At 71.1% G+C, this 18,501-nt stretch carries 5 protein-coding genes; 1 reads left to right on the top strand and 4 read right to left on the bottom strand.

Annotation, left to right across the window (positions count from 1 at the left end):
* Positions 1 to 144: 144 nt before the first annotated feature.
* Positions 145 to 1,725, top strand: coding sequence for a hypothetical protein (locus DB32_RS11405; protein ID WP_157068957.1), 1,581 nt, complete (start codon positions 145 to 147; stop codon positions 1,723 to 1,725).
* Positions 1,726 to 1,786: 61 nt separating this feature from the next.
* Here DB32_RS11405 and DB32_RS49930 read toward each other — a convergent pair whose 3' ends face one another.
* From DB32_RS49930 to DB32_RS11385, 4 genes are all read right to left on the bottom strand, one after another.
* Entirely contained in the window at positions 1,787 to 6,043 is a 4,257-nt protein-coding gene (locus DB32_RS49930; protein WP_157068956.1) for a variable surface family protein, read from the bottom strand.
* Positions 6,044 to 6,154: 111 nt separating this feature from the next.
* Positions 6,155 to 11,731, bottom strand: a complete 5,577-nt coding sequence (locus DB32_RS11395) for a hypothetical protein (protein WP_053232450.1) — start codon at positions 11,729 to 11,731, stop codon at positions 6,155 to 6,157.
* 23 nt (positions 11,732 to 11,754) lie between these two features.
* Entirely contained in the window at positions 11,755 to 12,231 is a 477-nt protein-coding gene (locus DB32_RS11390; protein WP_053232449.1) for a hypothetical protein, read from the bottom strand.
* A gap of 205 nt (positions 12,232 to 12,436) precedes the next feature.
* Positions 12,437 to 18,499 (bottom strand): SpvB/TcaC N-terminal domain-containing protein, encoded by a 6,063-nt coding sequence (locus DB32_RS11385; protein WP_169791417.1) that lies wholly within the window; start codon positions 18,497 to 18,499, stop codon positions 12,437 to 12,439.
* Between the last annotated feature and the right edge of the window lie 2 nt (positions 18,500 to 18,501).

The following is an 18,501-nucleotide window of genomic DNA, read 5'->3' as shown; positions in this document are numbered from 1 at the left end:
ACGTCCCGCGCTTCTCTTTCCGCAGTCCTCGCCTCGTTCCTGCTCCTCCTCGCCGTGTCTGCCGCCGGTTGCGCCAGCGGCAGCGACGATGATCGACGCGACGGCGGTTCACGCGACGGTGCGACCACGCGACGCGACGGCGAGGTGCCCGTCGACACCGTGTGCGGCGGCGGCGGGAACGCGTGCTGCGCGGGGCGCACGTGCGAGCTCGGATTGCGGTGCGGGAGCGGCGATCGCTGCTGCATCCAGCCCGGTGGGCCCAGCTGCGACTCCGCGGCCGACTGCTGCCGCGGGCTCTCGTGCGAAGGCGGCGCGTGCTGCTCGCCGCGCGGCGGCGCGTGCACCGGGTCGAGCGACTGCTGCACCGGGATGGTGTGCAACGCGGGCGTCTGCGCGCGGCCGGAAGACGATCTCCCGCCCGGCATGGAGACCTGCGGCGGCGCGGGCGGCACCTGCTGCACGGGGTTCACGTGTCGCTCGGGCCTCGTGTGCAGCGCTGGCACCTGCGGCGCGTGCGGTGATTCCGGCCAGGCGTGCTGCGACGGCGTCGCCGGGTGCAACGGCTCGCTCGTGTGCGTCGGCGGCACCTGCGCCAACGTCGATCCCGCGACCGCGTGCGGCAGCATCGATCGCGCGTGCTGCGACGATCGCGGAATGCCCGGCGGTGATCAGTGCGAGGGCACGCTGCGCTGCGTCGGCGGCACGTGCCTGCGCCCCGACGACTGCGGGTTCGACGGCGCGCCCTGCTGCGCGCGCGGGCAGTGCGATCCCGATCTGATCTGCAACCGCACGACGAACCAGTGCGAGGCGCTTCCCTCCGACTGCGGTCGCGACATGCAGATGTGCTGCGACACCGGCGGCACCGAGGGCAGCTGCGGCGGCGCGCTCAACTGCGAGTTCGGCGACTGCACGACGTGTCAGGGGCCGAGCCTCAGCTGCGTGCTCGGTGGCCTGCTCCCGAGCCAGCAGTGCTGCAACGGCGCGGTCTGTCGTCCCGCACCGCTCCTTCCGCGCTGCTGCGTCGGTCAGGACCAGGAGTGCGAGAATTCGCTCGACTGCTGCGGGTTCATGCAGTGCCGCGACGGCACGTGTCAGTGCGGTCGGATGAACTCGTTCTGCATCGACAGCAGCGAGTGCTGCGACGGCCTCACGTGCCAGAGCTTCCTCTGCCAGCCCGAGGGCCCGATGTGCAAGGACCAGGGCGAGTCGTGCGCGATGAGCGGCGAGTGCTGCGACGGGCTCGCGTGCGGCAACCGCAGCACCGAAGCGGGCGCGTCGACCGCGTGCTGCGCGCAGGGCGGCACCGCGTGCGTGGACTCGACCGACTGCTGCGGCGCGATGTTGTGCGAGGACGGCGAGTGCCAGTGCGGCGGCGAGGACGTGCTCTGTCTCAACGACAGCGACTGCTGCGACGACCTCGTGTGCATCGCCGGCGCGTGCCGTGACGCGTCGGAGTGCCAGCGAGAGACCGTCGCGTGCAACCCCGAGAGCTCGCAGTGCTGCGGCGGCCTCGTGTGCCGCATCCCCGAGGTCGGCTCGACGACGCCCGAGTGCTGCGTGACCGCGGCCGAGCGCTGCGTGGAGACGAGCGACTGCTGCGGTCGCATGGAGTGCGTCGAGGGCGTGTGCGCGCCGCAGCGCGCCGGCCAGCCCTGCGCGACGAGCTTCGACTGCGCCGAGGGCCTCGGCTGCGCGTCGGGGACCTGCACCGCGCCGACGCGCTGAGCGCGACGATGCCCGGTCGACGCCGTCGCGCCGACCGGGCACCTCTCGTCGAGCGACGCGATCAGTTCTGCTCGCCCGAGTCTCCGTTCGCGCCCGCAGGCCCCGCCGCCGGTGCGCCCGCGCCGCTCGCCGCGCCGCCCGCGCCGCCGGTCCCACCGTTCCCGCGCGTCAGCATCGTCGTGCCGGTGCGCGTGACGCTGCTCGACGAGCCGTCCGCGCGGTAGATCGTCCACGAGTCGCCGCCGCGGCCGCCGCCGCCGTTGCCGCCCCAGCCCGCATCGCCGCCGTCGCCGCCGCGCCCACCGGCCGCGCCGTACCCGAACGTCGAGATCGAGCTCGAGCCGCCGCCCCCGCCGTCGCCGCCGCTGCCGCCGCGGCCGCCAGGCCCGCCGTTGCCGCCGTTGCCGCCGTTCTGAGAGACGAGCGACGCGCTGCGCAGCTCCACGCTCGAGCTCATCACGAACAGCGCGATCGACGCGCCGCCGGCCGAGCCAGCGCCGCCCGGTCCGCCCGCGCATCCGCCGCCGCCGCCACCGCCGCCACCCGCACCGTGGCCGATTCCGGAGCAGCAGTCGTCGCCGCCGCCTCCGCCACCGCCGCCGCCGCCGTGGCCACCGTGACCGCCCGCGGTGCCCGACGCGCCGACCCACCAGCCGTCGCGGATCGTGACCGCCGACCCCGACGTCCCGTTGACGCCGTTGCTGCCCGGGTTCCCCGCGCTGCCGGCGCCGCCGGGATCACGGTTGCCCGACTGCCCCGCGCCGCCGTTGCCGCCGCTTCCGTGCGGCGAGCTGCCGGCCGACTGACCGCTGCACCCGGTGAAGCCGCCGCTGCCGGAGCTGTCGTCGTCACCGCTGCCGCACGAGTGCGTCCACGACTGGTCCTCGCGCCGGCCACCGCCGTGTCCGCAGCCCCAACCGGCCGATCCTGCCCGGCCGCGATCGTTCGGCGAGTCGTCGTCCGCGTTCTCGCCGCGGCCTCCGCCCGAGCCGTTCGCGCCGGTCGTGCCCACGTCGCCGTGTCGGCCCGCCTGGCCGGGCCCGGCGACCACGCGCACGCGATCGAGCACGAGGCCCGACGAGCCCGTCACGCGCATGCCGTACACCGACGTGCCCGGCGTCGTGCACGTCGCGCACTGACTGCGGATGGTCAGCGACTGCACGAGATTGCCCGTGCCGCTCGCGACCTCGAGCCCGACGACGCGGCCGGCGCGCTCGCGCGTGTCGACGTACACGGTCGCCCCGGCGTCCATCGTGCGAGCGCGGAAGTCGCGCGAATAGCCGCCCAGGAGACGCACCGACTCGCCGAGCGAGAGCACCGACGTCAGCGCGGCGGACGGATACGTCGCGCCGCCGGAATTCACCGGCGGCTCGTGGGTGCCGACCGTGATCGCCACGTCGCGATCGAGATCCCTCGCGATCGCGATCGCGCGCCAGAGGGTGCGGCACGGGCTCGAGGGAGTGAGACCACAGGTGACCGGAGTCGTCCCCACGTAATCGACGCCGTCGGGACGCACGTAGACGAGTCGATCCACGTATCCGTCGACTCCGTCGCAGTTCTCGTCGTTGCCCTCGTAAGCGTCGGTGTTGCCGGGGAAGTTGCCACGATTGGCATCGTCGCAATCGCCGCTCGTCGTCACCCACCTTCCGCGCGTTCCGTCGCCGCCCGGCGGAGGCGCGGTCGGGGGCACGCAGGTGAGCCCGCCCGCGTACGCGTTGCGGCCGATGCCGTCGCCGTCGTCGTCCCAGAAATACCCGACGAGCGGGCTCGTGCACTCGCAGCGCAAGCGGCCGAAGTGCGACGGATCGCCGTCCGAATAGAACTCGATGCCCGGCGGATCCGCGGGACAGAGCGCGCGATCCCAGCCGACCGCGAGCAGTCGGACCGAGCCGATTCGATCGTTGACGCCAGTGCCGTCGTCGTAGCGCGTGCCAGCGCAGAAGTCGGTGTCCGCCTCGAGGCGCACGCTCGGACCGGTGCACCCGGCGTCGCGATACGCGATGGCCGTGACGCCCGCGGGCAGGTCGAGCCACGACGCGGTCGAGCCGGCGCTCGCGGGCAGGTCTTCGCAGCCGTCGCCCGACCACGCGAACGCTTCCGCCGCGCCCCCGTAGCAGTCGGTCAACAGGCGCGCATCGCCCGCGCCGACCGGCGCCGCTGCGCGCGACTCGTCGACACAACCGAGGACGTCGGGCGCGCTCGCGCCGCCGATCCTCACCGACGGCGAATGACGCACCATCGCCCATCCCACGCGCCCCTCCGTCGGAGTCGTCGCGGTGCAGGCCGGAGGCCCAGCGGGATCGGTCCAGGTGCAGTCCTGCATCTCGAGATAGGCAGTCGTCTCCGCGCCCGGCGCGCCGACGAAGGACGCGAGCGGGACCGCGTGCAGCGCAGTCGAGGTGCTGTCGACGAGCGTGCACCGGAACTGGCTGTGATGGCCCATGCCGCGCCACGTCGCGCCCCAGTCGGCAGCCGATCCGAGCTCGCACACGCCGTGCTGAGGCGCCTCGCGCGGGCTCGACGACGCCGCACCGACCGCCGGGATCGGCAGACCGCACGCGCCGGTCGCTTCGTCGCAGCTCCACTGCGCGAAGTCGAGACCGGGCGGCGCCGCCGCGGTCCCGAAGCGCGCGTCGCGATCACGATGGCAGTCGCGCCACCACGTCGACGCGGACGTCGTCGCGAATCCCATCTCGCCGTCGGCCTCGCAGCGCGAGCGCTCGGAGATCACCAGCTCGCCGTCGCCGCCCGCGGCGCCGGGGACGACCTGCGACGTGTGCAGCTCGACGAAGTGCGAGAACGCGCGCAGCCGCAGATCGTTCGTGACCACCGCCGAAGGAAGCGGCTGGCGCTGCGCGATGTCCGGCGTTCCGTCGAAGTCGTAGTCGGCGCGCTCACCGACACACGCGCGGGTGATGCCGTTGATCTCCGACGCGACGAGCCGGCGCCCGGTGTTGCCGTACGTCGGGAGATCGAGATCGTCCGCGAGACGATCCGGGCTGTCGTTGCGATCGGACTCCACGAGCTCGATCGGCGTGAGACCGCCGAGGCCGAGCGTGGTGCACACCGTCTCGTCGGCGCCGACGGCGAGCCCGGTCGCGCACGGGTACACGCGCAGGGTCTGCTGGTAGACGTTCTGCAACGTCACGCGACGCGCGAGCTGCAGCGTGCAGCGCGCGTTGGCGCGGATCGCGGGATCCGTCGAGCGCAGGGCATCGCGAGCGCGGGTGTTGATCCACCCGTCTCCGTCTTCGTCGCACGGACGCGCGCTCGCGTCGCCGCCTTCGGGGATGTAATAGCCTTCGTTCGTCTCGCAGACGCAGCCGCCGGTCGCGCTGGCGCGCGGGTGGACCGAGCCGGTGTGGCCGGCGACCGTCACCGGGCAATCGCACGTCACGCACGTCCCGGACGGCGTCTCGGCCTGGCCCGCGCCGCACATCAGATCGACGCACTCGCAGGTCCCGTCGGCGCGGTGATCGGGCATCGACCCCGCGGGGCAGACGTCGTCACCACAGAGGCGCTCGTCGACACACGCACCGCTCGCGTCGAGTCGGTATCCGGGCTCGCACGCGCCGCACGTCACGACGTCTCCCGAGACACACACTCGGTGCATCGCCGTGCACTCTTCGCACGTCGTCGGCGCACAGCCGCTCTCCGGGCACATCACACAATCACCGGTCGCGTCGTCGCGGCGATATCCGTCCGAGCACACGTCGAGACACGTCGGCGCGCCGGCGACGATCTCGCATCGCTGCGATGCGGGGCAGAGGCCCGCATCGCGGAGATCCGCGCAGGTCGCCGCGGCGCGGCAGTCCCCCGCGACGCACAAGAGCTCGCCTTCGCACGCGCCCGCGTCGCACGAGCAGCCGGCCGTCCCGGGCTCGCATCGCTCGCACACCCGCGAGCGGCACGCGAGACCGTCGTCGCAGACGTCGGCACCGGCGCGGCACGCGCATCCTTCGGCGCCCGCGCTGCACGCCTCGCACACGCCCGCGATGCACGCGAGGCCGGTGTCGCACGCCGCGCCCGACGCGCGACACGCACATCCCGATTCACCGGGCTCGCACTCGCAGCCGGCATCTCCGCTGCAGATGGGCGCCGTGCACGAGCCCTCGTCGCAGGTCGAGCCGCCGCCGTGCGCAGCCGCGCACTCCACGTCGGACTGGCACGCTCCGCACGTGCCCTCGCGACAGACTCCGCCGCCTCCCTCGGGCAGCGCGCACTCGCTCGACTCTTCGCACGAGGTGGCCCCTCCTCCGTCGCCGCACCCGGCGACGGAGAGCACGAGCCCCACTGCGAGCCACAGGTGTCTTCGCATCACAGTCGCACCTCCCCATCCGCGCACCGAGCCACGGTCGTGACTGGCGCTCTCCTGCTGCCTCTTGTCGACGATCGACGCGCGCTTTCGCGCGGCGTCAGCTGCGCACGATCACCGGCGACACGACCGCGGATCCGTGAAGTCCGTGTAATAGACGTACAGATAGACGTCCGAGATCCGGTCGAGTCGGAGATCGTGGTTGTCGGGCTCGTCGCGCAGATCGAGCTCGAGCGACCATTGCGTGCTCAGGAACGGCCGCTCGCGGAACTCGTAGCGTCGGTAGACCGACGGATCGAAGACCGTGTTGTTGCGGCCGAAGTAGGCCTGAGCGATCGAGAGGCCCGGCGGGAGTCGGTAGTACTGAGTCCCCTCGTACAGCGACTCCACGACGCTCGTGCCCTCGTGCCAGACCATCACCGTCGCTTCGTCGTCGCCGAGCCCGGAGCCGAGGATCGAGACCTCGATGAAGTTGATCTTGTGGTTCCGGGTGCAGGGCGAGACCTGCGCCAGCGTCGTCTGGAACGGGATCACGACGTGGCCCTCGGGGCTGAGCAGGCTCGAGGACGTGAGCGCCTCGCGGAAGAGCGTCTGTCGCGTGTTGATGTCCAGCTCGTCGCCGTGGCCGTCCACGCGCGGGATCTGGAAGATGTCGTCCATCAGCGAGAGTCGCTCGACGCGCGACGCAGGCGCGCGGAACTCCTCCTCGAACCCGAGGAATCGCTCGCGCAGGTCGTTGATGTAGCGGACGAGGTTGTCCTCACCGCGCGCGACCATGCGAATCTGGAACAGACGGTCGCGCCCCGGATAGGTCTGGCTCGTGTAGTACTCGTACACGCGAGTCAGGCGATAGACCTGGCGCAGCGCGATCTCGAACGTGCGATCCGCGCTGAGGATCGCCTGGTTGCGGAAGAGCCGGACGTTCGGGTCGTTCTGCACCGCCGCGACGCGGATCGAGAGCTGCTCGGCGTCGGCGAGCTCGTCCTCGACGCGCCGCGCCTGGAGCCGGAGGCGCTGCAGGTCCGACATCGCGAGCTCGATCTGCAGCGCGACCTGGTACGTCTCGAGGGTCAGCTCCTGCAGCGAGCGGAGCCGCGAGTTCATCGACGGCACGGAGTCGATGCGGAGCCGATCGCACTCGCGCTCGGTGCGCCATCGGCTCGCGCTCAGCTGCGTCTCCTGGATGTCGCGCTCGAGCTCGTTGATCACGCCCTGGAGGACGACGACGGAGCCGTTGCCGATCCCTGCGGTGATGCCCCAGCCGATCGCGAGCGCCGCATTGCCGCTGGGCCCCGACGCGAACCCCAAGATGCCGTGGATCGTCGAGAGCGTGCGGTCGATCGTGCTCTGCGCGAGCTGCATCCCGCGGATCGCGTGCTGCATCGACAGCGTCGTCTCGCCGACGCGGTACTCGAAGTCGGCGATCTCGAGCACGAGGTCGCACTGCTCGTTGACTCGCTCCTGCTCGTCCGCGATGTCCGCGAGGATGTTGTTGTAGCGAGTCTCGAGCGTCTGGCGCTGGAGCGCGAGCTGCTGGATGCGCCCGATCTGCTGGTGGATCTCGCCGTTGCCCACCGCGCCACAGGGATCCTGCATCGCCGAGGTCGCATCGGACCGGAACGCGTGCTCGGCGATCGCCGGATACGTGCGTCCGTCGCGTCCCGCGAAATAGCCGCAGATCGGACCGAGCCGCTCTTCGTACCCGCGCCGCACGCGCACGAGCTCCGCCTGGAATTGCTCGGAGTCGGTGTCGAACGCGCGACTGCTCGCGATCGCCTCGTCCTCCGCGCGTCGCGCCTCGGCGAGGAAGATGTCGGTCGTCCCGAGCACGTCCTCGAACGCATTCGATCCGCGGAATTCCGAGTCGCGCACCGGAATCGGCACGTAGTCCGCCGGATAGCCGAAATACGTCACGTCGTCGGAGAGCGCCTCGTACTCCGCGCGCATCTCCGTGAGCGCGATGCTGTAGCGACGCTGCGCGTCCTCGATCGAACGCACCAGCTGATCGCGGCTCAGCGCCGGGAACCGATCGGCGATCGACGTCATCAGCTGCGCGATCGCGACCGACTCCATGTAGCTCCCGGCGTACGCTCGCTCGAGCACGCCGCGCGCGAGATCCGTGCGATCGAGCGCCTCGTAGCGCTTCGCGATCTCGGAGAGCGCCAGTGCCTTCTGGGCCGCGCCGCGGATGACGCGCTCCATGTACCAGGTGACCGTCTCCGCGCTGACGACGTCGTCCCCGTCCGCGCCGAAGTGCCCGCGCGCGAGCGCTGCCTGCATCACGGGCGCGAGGTGATAGAGCCGGTCGAGCGCGACCTGATAGCTCTGCACGGCCTGGTAGAGCGAGAGCATCTCGAAGCCCGCCACGCCGGTGAGATCGATGCCGTCCGCCTCCAGCTCGGAGCCACGGAACGCGCTTCCGCGCGTCGCCGCCACGTCGAAGCGCGACCGGTACGCGTTGGTCAGCGCTTCGTCGCCGAGGAGGATCATGAGCTCCGCGAACAAGCGCTCGAATCCGTCGGCGAGCAGCGGAATGCCGGTCGAGGTGGTGACCTCCACGGCCCCCAACGCCGTCGACAATGCGGTCCGGACGTCGGTCGTCGCGACGCCGAAGTCGGAGTACGCCGCAGCGAGGCAGTCGATGCGTGCGCGGATCTCTTCGATCTGCGCCGGGTCGTAGCAGAACGGAGTCAGCTCCGACGCCGGGTCACAGATCGCCGGTGCGAACCCCACCGCGCGTCCGTCGCGTGACTGGAAGCGAAGTCGGTAGCGGAATGCTTCTTCGATCGCGGGCTCGATCGGGAGGAAGATCTGAGTCGCGGGATAGAAGCGCTTCCCCGCTCGCAGCTCGTGGCGATCCGCGTTGCAGAAGTCGGTGCCCTCGCAGATCCACGGGACGTCGAAGAGCACGTCGTCGTCGGTCGCACGCCACGACTCGAGCGCCGTGCTGCACGTCCCGCGCGCACCGGTGCGCGCGTCGTATCCCTGCTGGCAAGGCAGCCCCGCGATCATCGCCGGGCTCGGCGCCGACGCGCCGACGAAGGCGAAGTACGTGACACGCGACCCGACGGGACACGCGATCGTGACCGCGGGCGAGCCCGCAGCGCCGGGGCCGCCGTCGATGAGACCGGTGTCCTCGCAGTACGCGTGAACGCGCGCGCGATCGAGCGGCGCGCCCGGCGACGCGGCCATGCCGGTGAGCATCACCGACGTCACGGCCGCGGCGTTGATCGCGGAGAGCGCCTCGCGGCGGCCGGTCGCGAGCTCGACCATCTCGGGCGAGCACGTCAGCCCGAGCTCGGAAGGCGGCGGATCGGGCAGCTCGGGGATCGCACCCGGCTGCAGATCCTCGGGCGCCAGCGGCTCGGGCGAGCGCGCGAGCACCGCGTACCCGAACGCCGACACGGTGTCGCTCGGATCGAGCCACGACTCGCGGCGTTCCTCGAAGAGCACGACGATCCGCTCGCGATCGAGCAGGAAGCCGTCGAGCACGCGCAGCTCGCGCACCGCCGGACGTCCGTCGGGGATCGGGTTCGCGCCCGCGAGCGCCACGTTGCGAGCCGACTCGGCGAAGGGCAGGCGCGTGTCGTGACACTGCGCGTACACGCGCGCGCCGTCGGCCTCGAGCTCGGTGCCCGCGACGAAGCCGGGGACGAGCCACGGTCGCTCCACCACCTCGAGCCCGGCGGGGCACGCGCTGCCCTCGGTCGTGCGCGCGCCGATGACGATCGTGCTCTCGAGCTGCGCCAGGCGCGCGAGGCAGTAGCCCGGAGTGCCGGACCGACAGCGGCTCGGGTCGTCGGCGAAGTCGAGCACCACGCCGGGATCGCCGGGCGCGTGGAGCGTGCCGGAGCTCTCGATGCGGCCCGCCATGCGCAGCGGGCGCCCGGGATCGGCGCGCAGGTTCAGCACCAGCGGGAGCGTGCTGATCGCCGTGGGCACCGGGTTCTCCGCGACGTTCGTGGTGAACGTGCCGAGCCCGTCGCGACCGCCGTCGAAGAGATAACAAGCGGCGTTCGACGAGCCGTGGAGCGCCGCGCACGCCGAGCGCGTCGACGCCCAGCGCCACGACTCGGTGCGCACGCCGGTGAGCATCGCGTCGAGCTCGCGCACGCCACCCGGAACGCGGCCGGCGCGGAATGCGATCCAGCGCTGGAGGAGGGCATTCCGGAGCGCCGGAGGAGCGATGTCGCGATTGTCGCTCTCGAGCCACTCCTGCACACCACGAGCGTCGAAGTTGCCGAAATAGAACATCGACCCTGCCCAGCGCCCGTCGAGCCCGCGGCTCCACGCGAGCGTGATCAGGCGCTCTCCCATCTCGGGGTGCGAGATGCGGAGGAGCCCCTCCCAGCGCGCCCACCCCGCCGGCGGCGCGGCGTTCCGCACCTCGAGGAAGGGGCAGTCGTCGCACTCGCCGGGCTCGACGTGCGCCTCGAGATCCCCGGCGACCGCGCTCTCGGCACCATAGCGGAGCTCGAGCCAGCGCAGCGGCGCGGGCGCGTCCGCGGGGCGATCGAGCTCGCGGCGGTCGGCCAGCTCCACCTCGGCGCCGGTCTCGTCGTACGCGGTGTGGGCGATTCGCTCGATCCGGAACGTCTCGCGCGAGTGGCTCTCGTGGGTGAGTCGGACGAGCCCGGCGCCGTCGCCGAGGAGCATCGTCTGGGCGCTCAGGGTGAAGCCCGCCTCGGGACCGCGGTCGGGCACGTCGGCACCGTCCTCGTCGCCGACTGGCATGCACACGCCCGAGCGGCCGTCCTGCGAATCGCAGAACGTGCCAGTCGGACAGGCGTCCTCCGGCATCGCATTGCGCGCGCACGGCGCGCGACAGGCGTGCATGTGGCAGACGAAGCCGATCCCGCACTCCACGTCGGCGTCACACTGCGCGACGCACGATCCGCCGAGACAGCGCTGGAATTCCGGGCACTGCGCGTCCTCGGCGCAGGTGCGCGGCGATTCACCCGCGACGAGGCACTGCCCGTCGACGCACTCGCGACCATCGATGCATCCCTCGAGCAGTCCGTCCGCGCCGCAGCGACGAACGGTCCCGTCGGTCTCGACGAGATCGTCGCGGCACGTCGAATAGCAGCGAGGCTCGTCCGGCCGAGTGTCGGAGAGCGGGAGACATCGGCCCGCCGACAGGACGAGCCCTTCGTTGCAGGCTCCGCCCGCGAGGGGATCGCACCCCTGGCTGCCGAGCGAGCACGGCACGCAGGTGCCCGTGATCGGCTCGCAGCGGCTCTGGGCGCGGCACAGACCCGACGCGGGGCAGTCGCCGCCCGGCCAGCCGCTGTCGTCGACGCAAGTGCCGCCTCCGAGGCTCCGATCGCAATAGAGCCCGGGGCCGCACGTGCCGGCGAGACACTCGCACCCCATGTCGCCCGCGCTGCACTCGGTGCCGCGACAGACACCCTCGCGGCACTCCAATGCATCTCCGTCGCACTCGGCGCTTGCGCGACAGACACACGCCATCGATCCCGGCGCGCAGTCCGCGGGCAGACAGGCGCCCTCGATGCACATCAGCGGATCGCCGGCGGAGTCGACTCCGCAGCGATCGCCGCGCGCGCACTCGCAGCCGAGCGTGCCCCGCTCGCACGCGCCTGCGTCGTCCGTGGGAGGAGCGCCGCCTTCGCCGTCACAACCAGCGACGAGGAGCGCGCCGAAGAGAAGCAGAGCCGAGATGCGCGAGTGCATGGGTGACCTCCGTCGAGTGCGTCTCAGCCGCCGATCCGAACGTCGCCGGTGACCTCGCGGCCCGCTGCGTCGACGCACCACGCTCGACCGATCGAGCCGAGGTCTCCATCGCCGAGGATCTCGAGCGACACGGCGCGGCCGGGCATCGCGCCCTCGCCGCTCGCCGCGAACGACACCGAGGTCCGCGGCTCCTCACGGACGTGCGCGCCGATCACTCCGTCCGCGAAGCGCACGCCCGAGACCTCGGCCGCGCCATCGAGCAGGAGCACCTCGCAGGCCGCCGCTCCCGAGGGCACGTCGAGGCCGACGAGGCGCGGCGCGCGGCACGTGCCGTCGCTGCAGACGAGTCCGTCGTCGCAGCGGTCCGGGCTGACGCAGCGGCAGTCCTCCGCGCCTGGCGCGCACTCGCCCGGCCCGCTCTCGCAGCCGGCGAGCAACAGACCCAGACCGAACGCGGCGCGAACGACGATGCGGGCGATGGAGCCGTGATGAACCGTCATGGACTCGTCCCTCCGCGCTGCCGTGGAGCGACGAACGTGCCGCGCGCGTCGCCGCGCTCGGCGCGGGAGGTGACGAAGGTTCGACGCGTCGACGTCCCGACGCGCGACGAGCCGCGGACGCGACGGGCGCGAGGCGCCAGAACGACGAAACGCGAGCGCGCGGGATCGCCGCGGGCTCGCGTCTCGTGATCACCGGCGCAGAACGTCAGGGCACGTCGTACGCCTCGTGCGTTCCACCGGTCTCGCTGCTGCTCCCGCGCGTGACGTAGCCGGCGAGGCTCCTCAGCGTCTGCGGTGCGCGGATCGCCTTGATCACCATCTGTCCGACGACGCCGACGCCGAGGATCGTGTAGTTGTACGCGTCGTGCTGGAAGTGATCCTCGGGGTCGGTCGAGAACGCGTGCGTCAGCCCCGACGACACGAGATTGCCAGTCGCGTAGAGGACCATGTCGCGCGTCATGTCCGACGCGGAATTCAGGACCATCGTCCCGACCGAGTCGCCCTGCTCGCCGCGCGCGCCGGTCACCGCCCACAGGATCCCCATCGCGCCGCCGAGCGCGATCTGCACGCCGCCACCCGTCGTCTCTCGCGCGCCCGTCGAGCTCGTCAGCATGTCGATGCCATTGTGGACGGTCGTCATCGCGTTCCATCCCGACACGAGCCCGAGCACCGTCGCCGCCTTGTTGCCCAGATAATTCGCGATGTGGCCGCCGATCCCGCGGGGACCGTCGGAGCTCGGCTGCTGGGTCGACGTCGAGGTCGCTCCTTGCGTCGTCTCGTTGCCTTCCATCAGACCGGTCGGGTCGGTCGAGACCAGCGGATTGGCACCCACGTAGCCGTAGCGCGCGGTCGCCTCGAGCGGCCGATCCTCGCCGAGCTCTTCGAACGCGGGATCGGCGCTGATCCAACGCGCCGAGTACGGATCCAGATAGCGCCACTCGAAGCAGAGCAATCCAGTGCTCGAGTCTCGCTCCTGGCCAGTGAACGATCGCTCGTCGACGAATCCGCGCTCGGTCTGCGTCTCGCCGAACGGATAGAGCCGGCGAAGCCCGACGATCTCGCCGTCGCGGGTCGCACCGACGACGCTGCCGACGTCGTCGTGGAACAGCTGCACCGGGGCCGGCGCAGCCTCGTGGAGGACGCGACGCGCCGACGCGTGGAGCAGGGCTACGCGCGACGGGCGATCGTCCTCGTACGAGCGCAGCGCATCCGCGGCGGAGATCGATTCGTCGCCGTCGTGATCCCGATAGAGCACGGGCCCCAGCGTGGTCGATTGGGCGCGAGAGACACGATCGCGACCGAGGCGCGCATACGCCCGTGCGACTCCGTCGCGCACCTCGAAGTCCCGCCCGAGATAGATCGTCAGAGATCCGTCCTCGAGCTTCGCGACGCGCTGTTGATCCGCGCCATACGCGAACACGCCGCGGGCTCTCCCGCGCTCGGTCGCGCGGACGAGCCGGCCGAGGAAGTCCCACTCGAGCTCCACGTGGCCGCGTGCGATCAGGTGCCCCGCTTCGTCGTGCGACTGCGCGAGCGTCCCGAGCTCCGTCGCGATCGACGGTCGCGCGGGATCGTGGACGTACTCGCCGACGTGCGCCCGGCTCACCTCGCCGAGACTGCTCGTCGTCGAAGTGACGTTGTCGAGGAGGTCGTGCCCGAACGAGAGACCTTCTTCGATGTCGGGATCGCGGGTGATCGTCGCAGCGACGAGACGGTCGAGCGAGTCGTGGCGATAGCGGCGCGACTCGGGTCGCATCCCCCCGCGCTCCACGATCTCCTCGACCTGCCCGTGTCGGTCCCGTCGAACCACGTAGTCCTGCAGCGGCTCGCCCGAGCGGGCGAGGCTGGCGCGCGACACCTCGCGCATCAGCGCGTCGTAGGAGACGACGTCCTCGGCGCCGTCTGCTCGGACCACGCGACGAGGCATGCCGCGCTCGTCGTGCTCGACGCGATCGATCACACCCTCGATCGCGACGATCCGGTCCCCGCCGTCGTACGTGCGGCGAACCTCGCGTCCGTCGGGATGGCGCGTCGCGACGACGCGATCGGCTCCGTCGAACGTCTCGACCAGCTCGAGCATCGCGCTCCCGAGACGCCGCTGCTGTCGCACCAGACGCCCACGCGCGTCGTATCCATAACGATCGAGCCCGGCGCGTTCCGTCGCGAGCGCCGCCGCGATCTCGTCCGGCAGTGGATACGCCGTCTCCACGAGCTGCCCCTCGGCGTGAGCGCACGCGCGACGATCGCAGTCGGGCGCGAAGTCGTATCGGAACGCGATGTGCGAGTCCGAGGGCGAGTCCTCGCGATAGCGGGCGACCGGTCGATTGGCACCATCGAACTCGCTGCGCGTCGTGATGCCACGCGCATCGGTGCGCGCGACGACGTTCCCCGCCGCGTCGTGTTCGAGGAGGACGACACCGGTGCTCGGATCTTCGATGCGCACCACGCGCCCGGCGAGATCGCGCGCTTGCTGCTTCGTGCTCCCGAGCGCATCCACGTAGCCCGCGAGGTGCCCACGACCGTCGTAGAAGAGTCGCGTCGTCGAGCGTGTGTCTCCGGCGTCGGTGCGGAGGACTCGCTCGAGCACGACCGTGCGTCCGAGACCATCGGATCGCACGACGTCGGGCGTGCCGGCGTGGGCGCTCTCCTCGTCCGTGTCGTTCTCGTCGTAGGTCCGCTGCCAGAGCGGCCCGTGCTCGACGTGGATCTCGGACGCGACCCCGCCGTGCTCGTCGGCGTCGGGCATGACGCGACGGATCTCGCGCTGCGCACCGTCGTACTGGAGGTCGACGTGCCGGACGTCGCTGGGAGGGCGCGCGGCGCAGTCGCCGCTCGGCGCACGATGCGGTTGATGGATCCGGACTCGCGCGCCAGCGCGGTTGTGCTCGACGAAGCCGCTCGCGAGCCAATCGCCCGACTCGAGCTGCGTGAGCTCCTGGACGATCTGCCCGCGACCATCGACACATCGAACGCGCTGGATGTCGGCTGCCGCGCCGGGGGCGCTCCTCCGGCGGATCACGATTCGACTCACGGGCGAGCCGAGCTCCCAGCTCACTTCCATCGAGGGCGCGTCGAGGGTGTCTCCCGGCCGCGCGAGCGCCCGGAGACGTCCGAACTCGTCATAGCCGTAGTGCGTCGCGTTGCGCGCCGAGAGGGCCTCACCGAGCCCCTCGATCATCCACGCGCTCGACTCGACGACGAGGTCGAACGCCGGCTCGTAGCCGTACTCGCGGCGCAATCGATAGGGCCGTCCTTCCGGCGTGCTGAGCAGCACGTCGGTGCGCACCACGCGCAGTCCATCGGCGTCCATGACGTACTCGCGGCGATGTCCCGTCATGTCGTCGGGATCGCCGAGCGGGTCGAGCGTGGCAATCACGTTGCCGTGCGCGTCGAGCGCGTTGCGCTCGGTCTGGATCTCCTCGGTCTCGCTCACGCGCTGGGTCTTGCGCGTGACGCGCCCCGCGGTGAGCCGACCGAGCGGAAGGCCCTCGAAGTCCGGACCGTCGTAGTACGTGTGCTCCTCGCTCGCCGCGCCGCCCGGCACCGCGTACACGCGATGGGTGTGCGCCATGCCGAGGATCCAGTGATCATCGGTATTGCGCCCCGGCTCGACATAGGCGCTTTCGTCGTAGCGCTCGTCACCGAGGCACTCCGCGCCACACGCGCCGCCGTACTGATCGGCGCTCAGGGCCAAATCACACGGCGCGCACGCGCTCGACATCTCCGGCGGGCCCATGTGCACCACGCCGTGCTCGATGCGCAGCGTCGGATGCCCGTATCCGTCGTACTGCGTCTCGGTGCGTACCGTCGCCCACTCCTCGGGCGCCGCGCCTTCCTGGTGAATCGTCGAGACCTCGGTCTCGCACACGTGCCGCACCGGAAAGCGCAGCCCGCTCGTCGGCACACCCGCGACCTCGCAGTCGCCGTACACGTGCCGCTCCTCACGCAGCGGCCGAGTCTCCTCGCCCGAGAAGATCGCAGTCCGCAGCGTCAGTCCCGCGCGATACGGATCCTCCGCGCCGACGTCGAACTCCTGCACCGTGAGCGCGGGCTCCTGGCTGTCGCGCGACATGTCCGCATGCACGCGCGTCTCGACCTCCGCGTAACCGCGGAACGTCTTCTCGACTCCGTCGTAGAAGCCGTCGCGATAGACGTAACTGACCACCTCGTGAAGGCCGGATCCGTCGTCGCCGCCGGTCAGCGTCACCCACGTATCGGTCTCATCGACGACCGCCATCGGGTGCGGCAGCGGATGGGCCCACTCGCGATCGCCCGCCTCGCGCTGCGCAGCCTGCTGCGCCACCGACGTCCCGTACTCGATCGCGTGCACCATCCCGATGCCGTTCTCCAGACGGCTCATCAGGTTCGGGCGCACCGGGAAGAGCTCGAGATACCGCACCTGACCGCTGCTCTCGACCCACACCACGTCGCGTGAGCCACTGCCGTTCATGTCGGCGAACAGCACCGTGGTCTCGTTGGTGCGCGTCGGGATCGGCACCGCGCTCGAGCTGCGCATCTCCATGAACGCGCTCATCTCGCCGAGATTTCGATTCAGCGCGTAGCGCACCGTGTTGCCCTGCACGAGCACCACGTCGTCGCGCCCATCGCCGTTCAGATCTTCCAGCTGCGCGTCGAGCACCTCGCTGTCCGACGCGAAGCTCACGCCCGTCACGTCCTGCCAGTCCGCCCAGTGACCCCAGCCGAGGTTCAATCGCCAGCGCAGTCCAATCCGGCGCACCTCGACCACGTCGAGCAATCCGTCGCCGTTCATGTCCGCCAGGTGCGACGGATCGCCCTGGTCGAACACCACACCCGGTGCCTCGACACGGTCGAAGTCCACGAACCCACTCGGCGTGTTCAGCCACGCCACCGCCGTCGTCGCGCTCTGCGTCCGCAGCACGTCGATGCGGCGGTCCCCGTTCAGATCGATGAACCGCGTATGGAGCGGCGTGTTGTCGCTCGCACCGTCGCTCGTGTCGTCCTGGAACGAGAAGTCGACACTGCCCATCGTCTCCGACGCGCCACACGCGCTCCAGTCGCCCGTCGCGCGATTGCACAGCATCTGCCGCGTCGACGCGTTCGTCAGATCCGCGAACCCGTCGCCATTGACGTCCAGGATCTGCACCGACGGCACGTGGAACTGGAACCCGCTCGACTGCGTCGCGCTCATCACCGGCGCGGAGCCGAACCGCGCCGCACCGTCGGTCCCGAGCTCGTTCAGATAGAAGCGATGACGGCTGAGCGAGCTGTCCACCAAGTCCGGCAGCGCATCGCCGTTGATGTCGACGAGCGTCGCCTGGCCCGATCGGATCCCGCCCGCCGCGTCGATGGTCCCCATCTCGACGAGGTACGGCTGATCACACCGCGCCGCGCCGCACATCGCGCCGAGCGAGCGCGAGTACTCGAACGAGTGCACGACCGGATAGACGCTGCCGTCCCGCCCGATGCGCTCGACCTGCGCCAGGCGCGACAGACCGCCGCTCGTCGCCTCGGGCTCGTAGGTGAGGCGATACCCACGGATGACCTCGCCGTGCGAGCGCACGCTGACGTAGCGAAGCCGCTGCGAGGTGATCTCCTCCCATCCCGGGCTCGCGTCGCTCATCGGGTCCGGGCGATCCTCGTACGCGAGCTCGACCTCGTAGGACGGGGTCGAGCCCTGGTACGCCCACGCGACGCGCGTCAGCAGCGGAGTCCCGCTCGACGCGTCGTACGAGTAGCGCGTGTGGTGATCGAACCGATCGACCACCTCGACGAGCATGTATCGATACGCGCGCCCGCTCTGCTCGAGCCGGGCCGACGGCACGAGCGTGCCAGTCGCGGTCGCACCGAAATAGCCGATTCGCCCGTCGGGCCACTCCGCGGTCCAATAGCCCGCCGCGCCACTGCCCACGTTGCGCCACGTGTAGCGCACGAACTCGCGCTCGAACCGCGCGCGGTACACCGCGCTCCCGCCCGAGCTCGACACCCGCACGAGCTGCTCACCGCCGTTCGCGACGAACTCGTCGTCCGCCACGTACCGCGGCAGCCCGCGCAGCGTGTTCCGCTCGATGCTCGGAACGCTCAGCGACCATCCGATCCCGACCGTCGAGACGCCCGCGGCCGACCCGTATCGGAGCCCCAGCGCCGGCGCCATGCCCGGGTGACCCGCAGGAAGCTCGATGTCCACCGAGTAGCTCATCGAGCCCATGTTCGGATCGACTTCGACGTTGTCCCCGATGCCGTCGATCGACCCCGGGCCATCCGGCAGAGACACACGGTCGTCGCTCACGC

The organism is Sandaracinus amylolyticus (assembly GCF_000737325.1).
Lineage (GTDB): Bacteria > Myxococcota_A > Polyangia > Polyangiales > Sandaracinaceae > Sandaracinus > Sandaracinus amylolyticus.
Note: the sequence above shows the minus strand (reverse complement) of the source record. Positions and strands in the feature narration are given on the sequence as shown.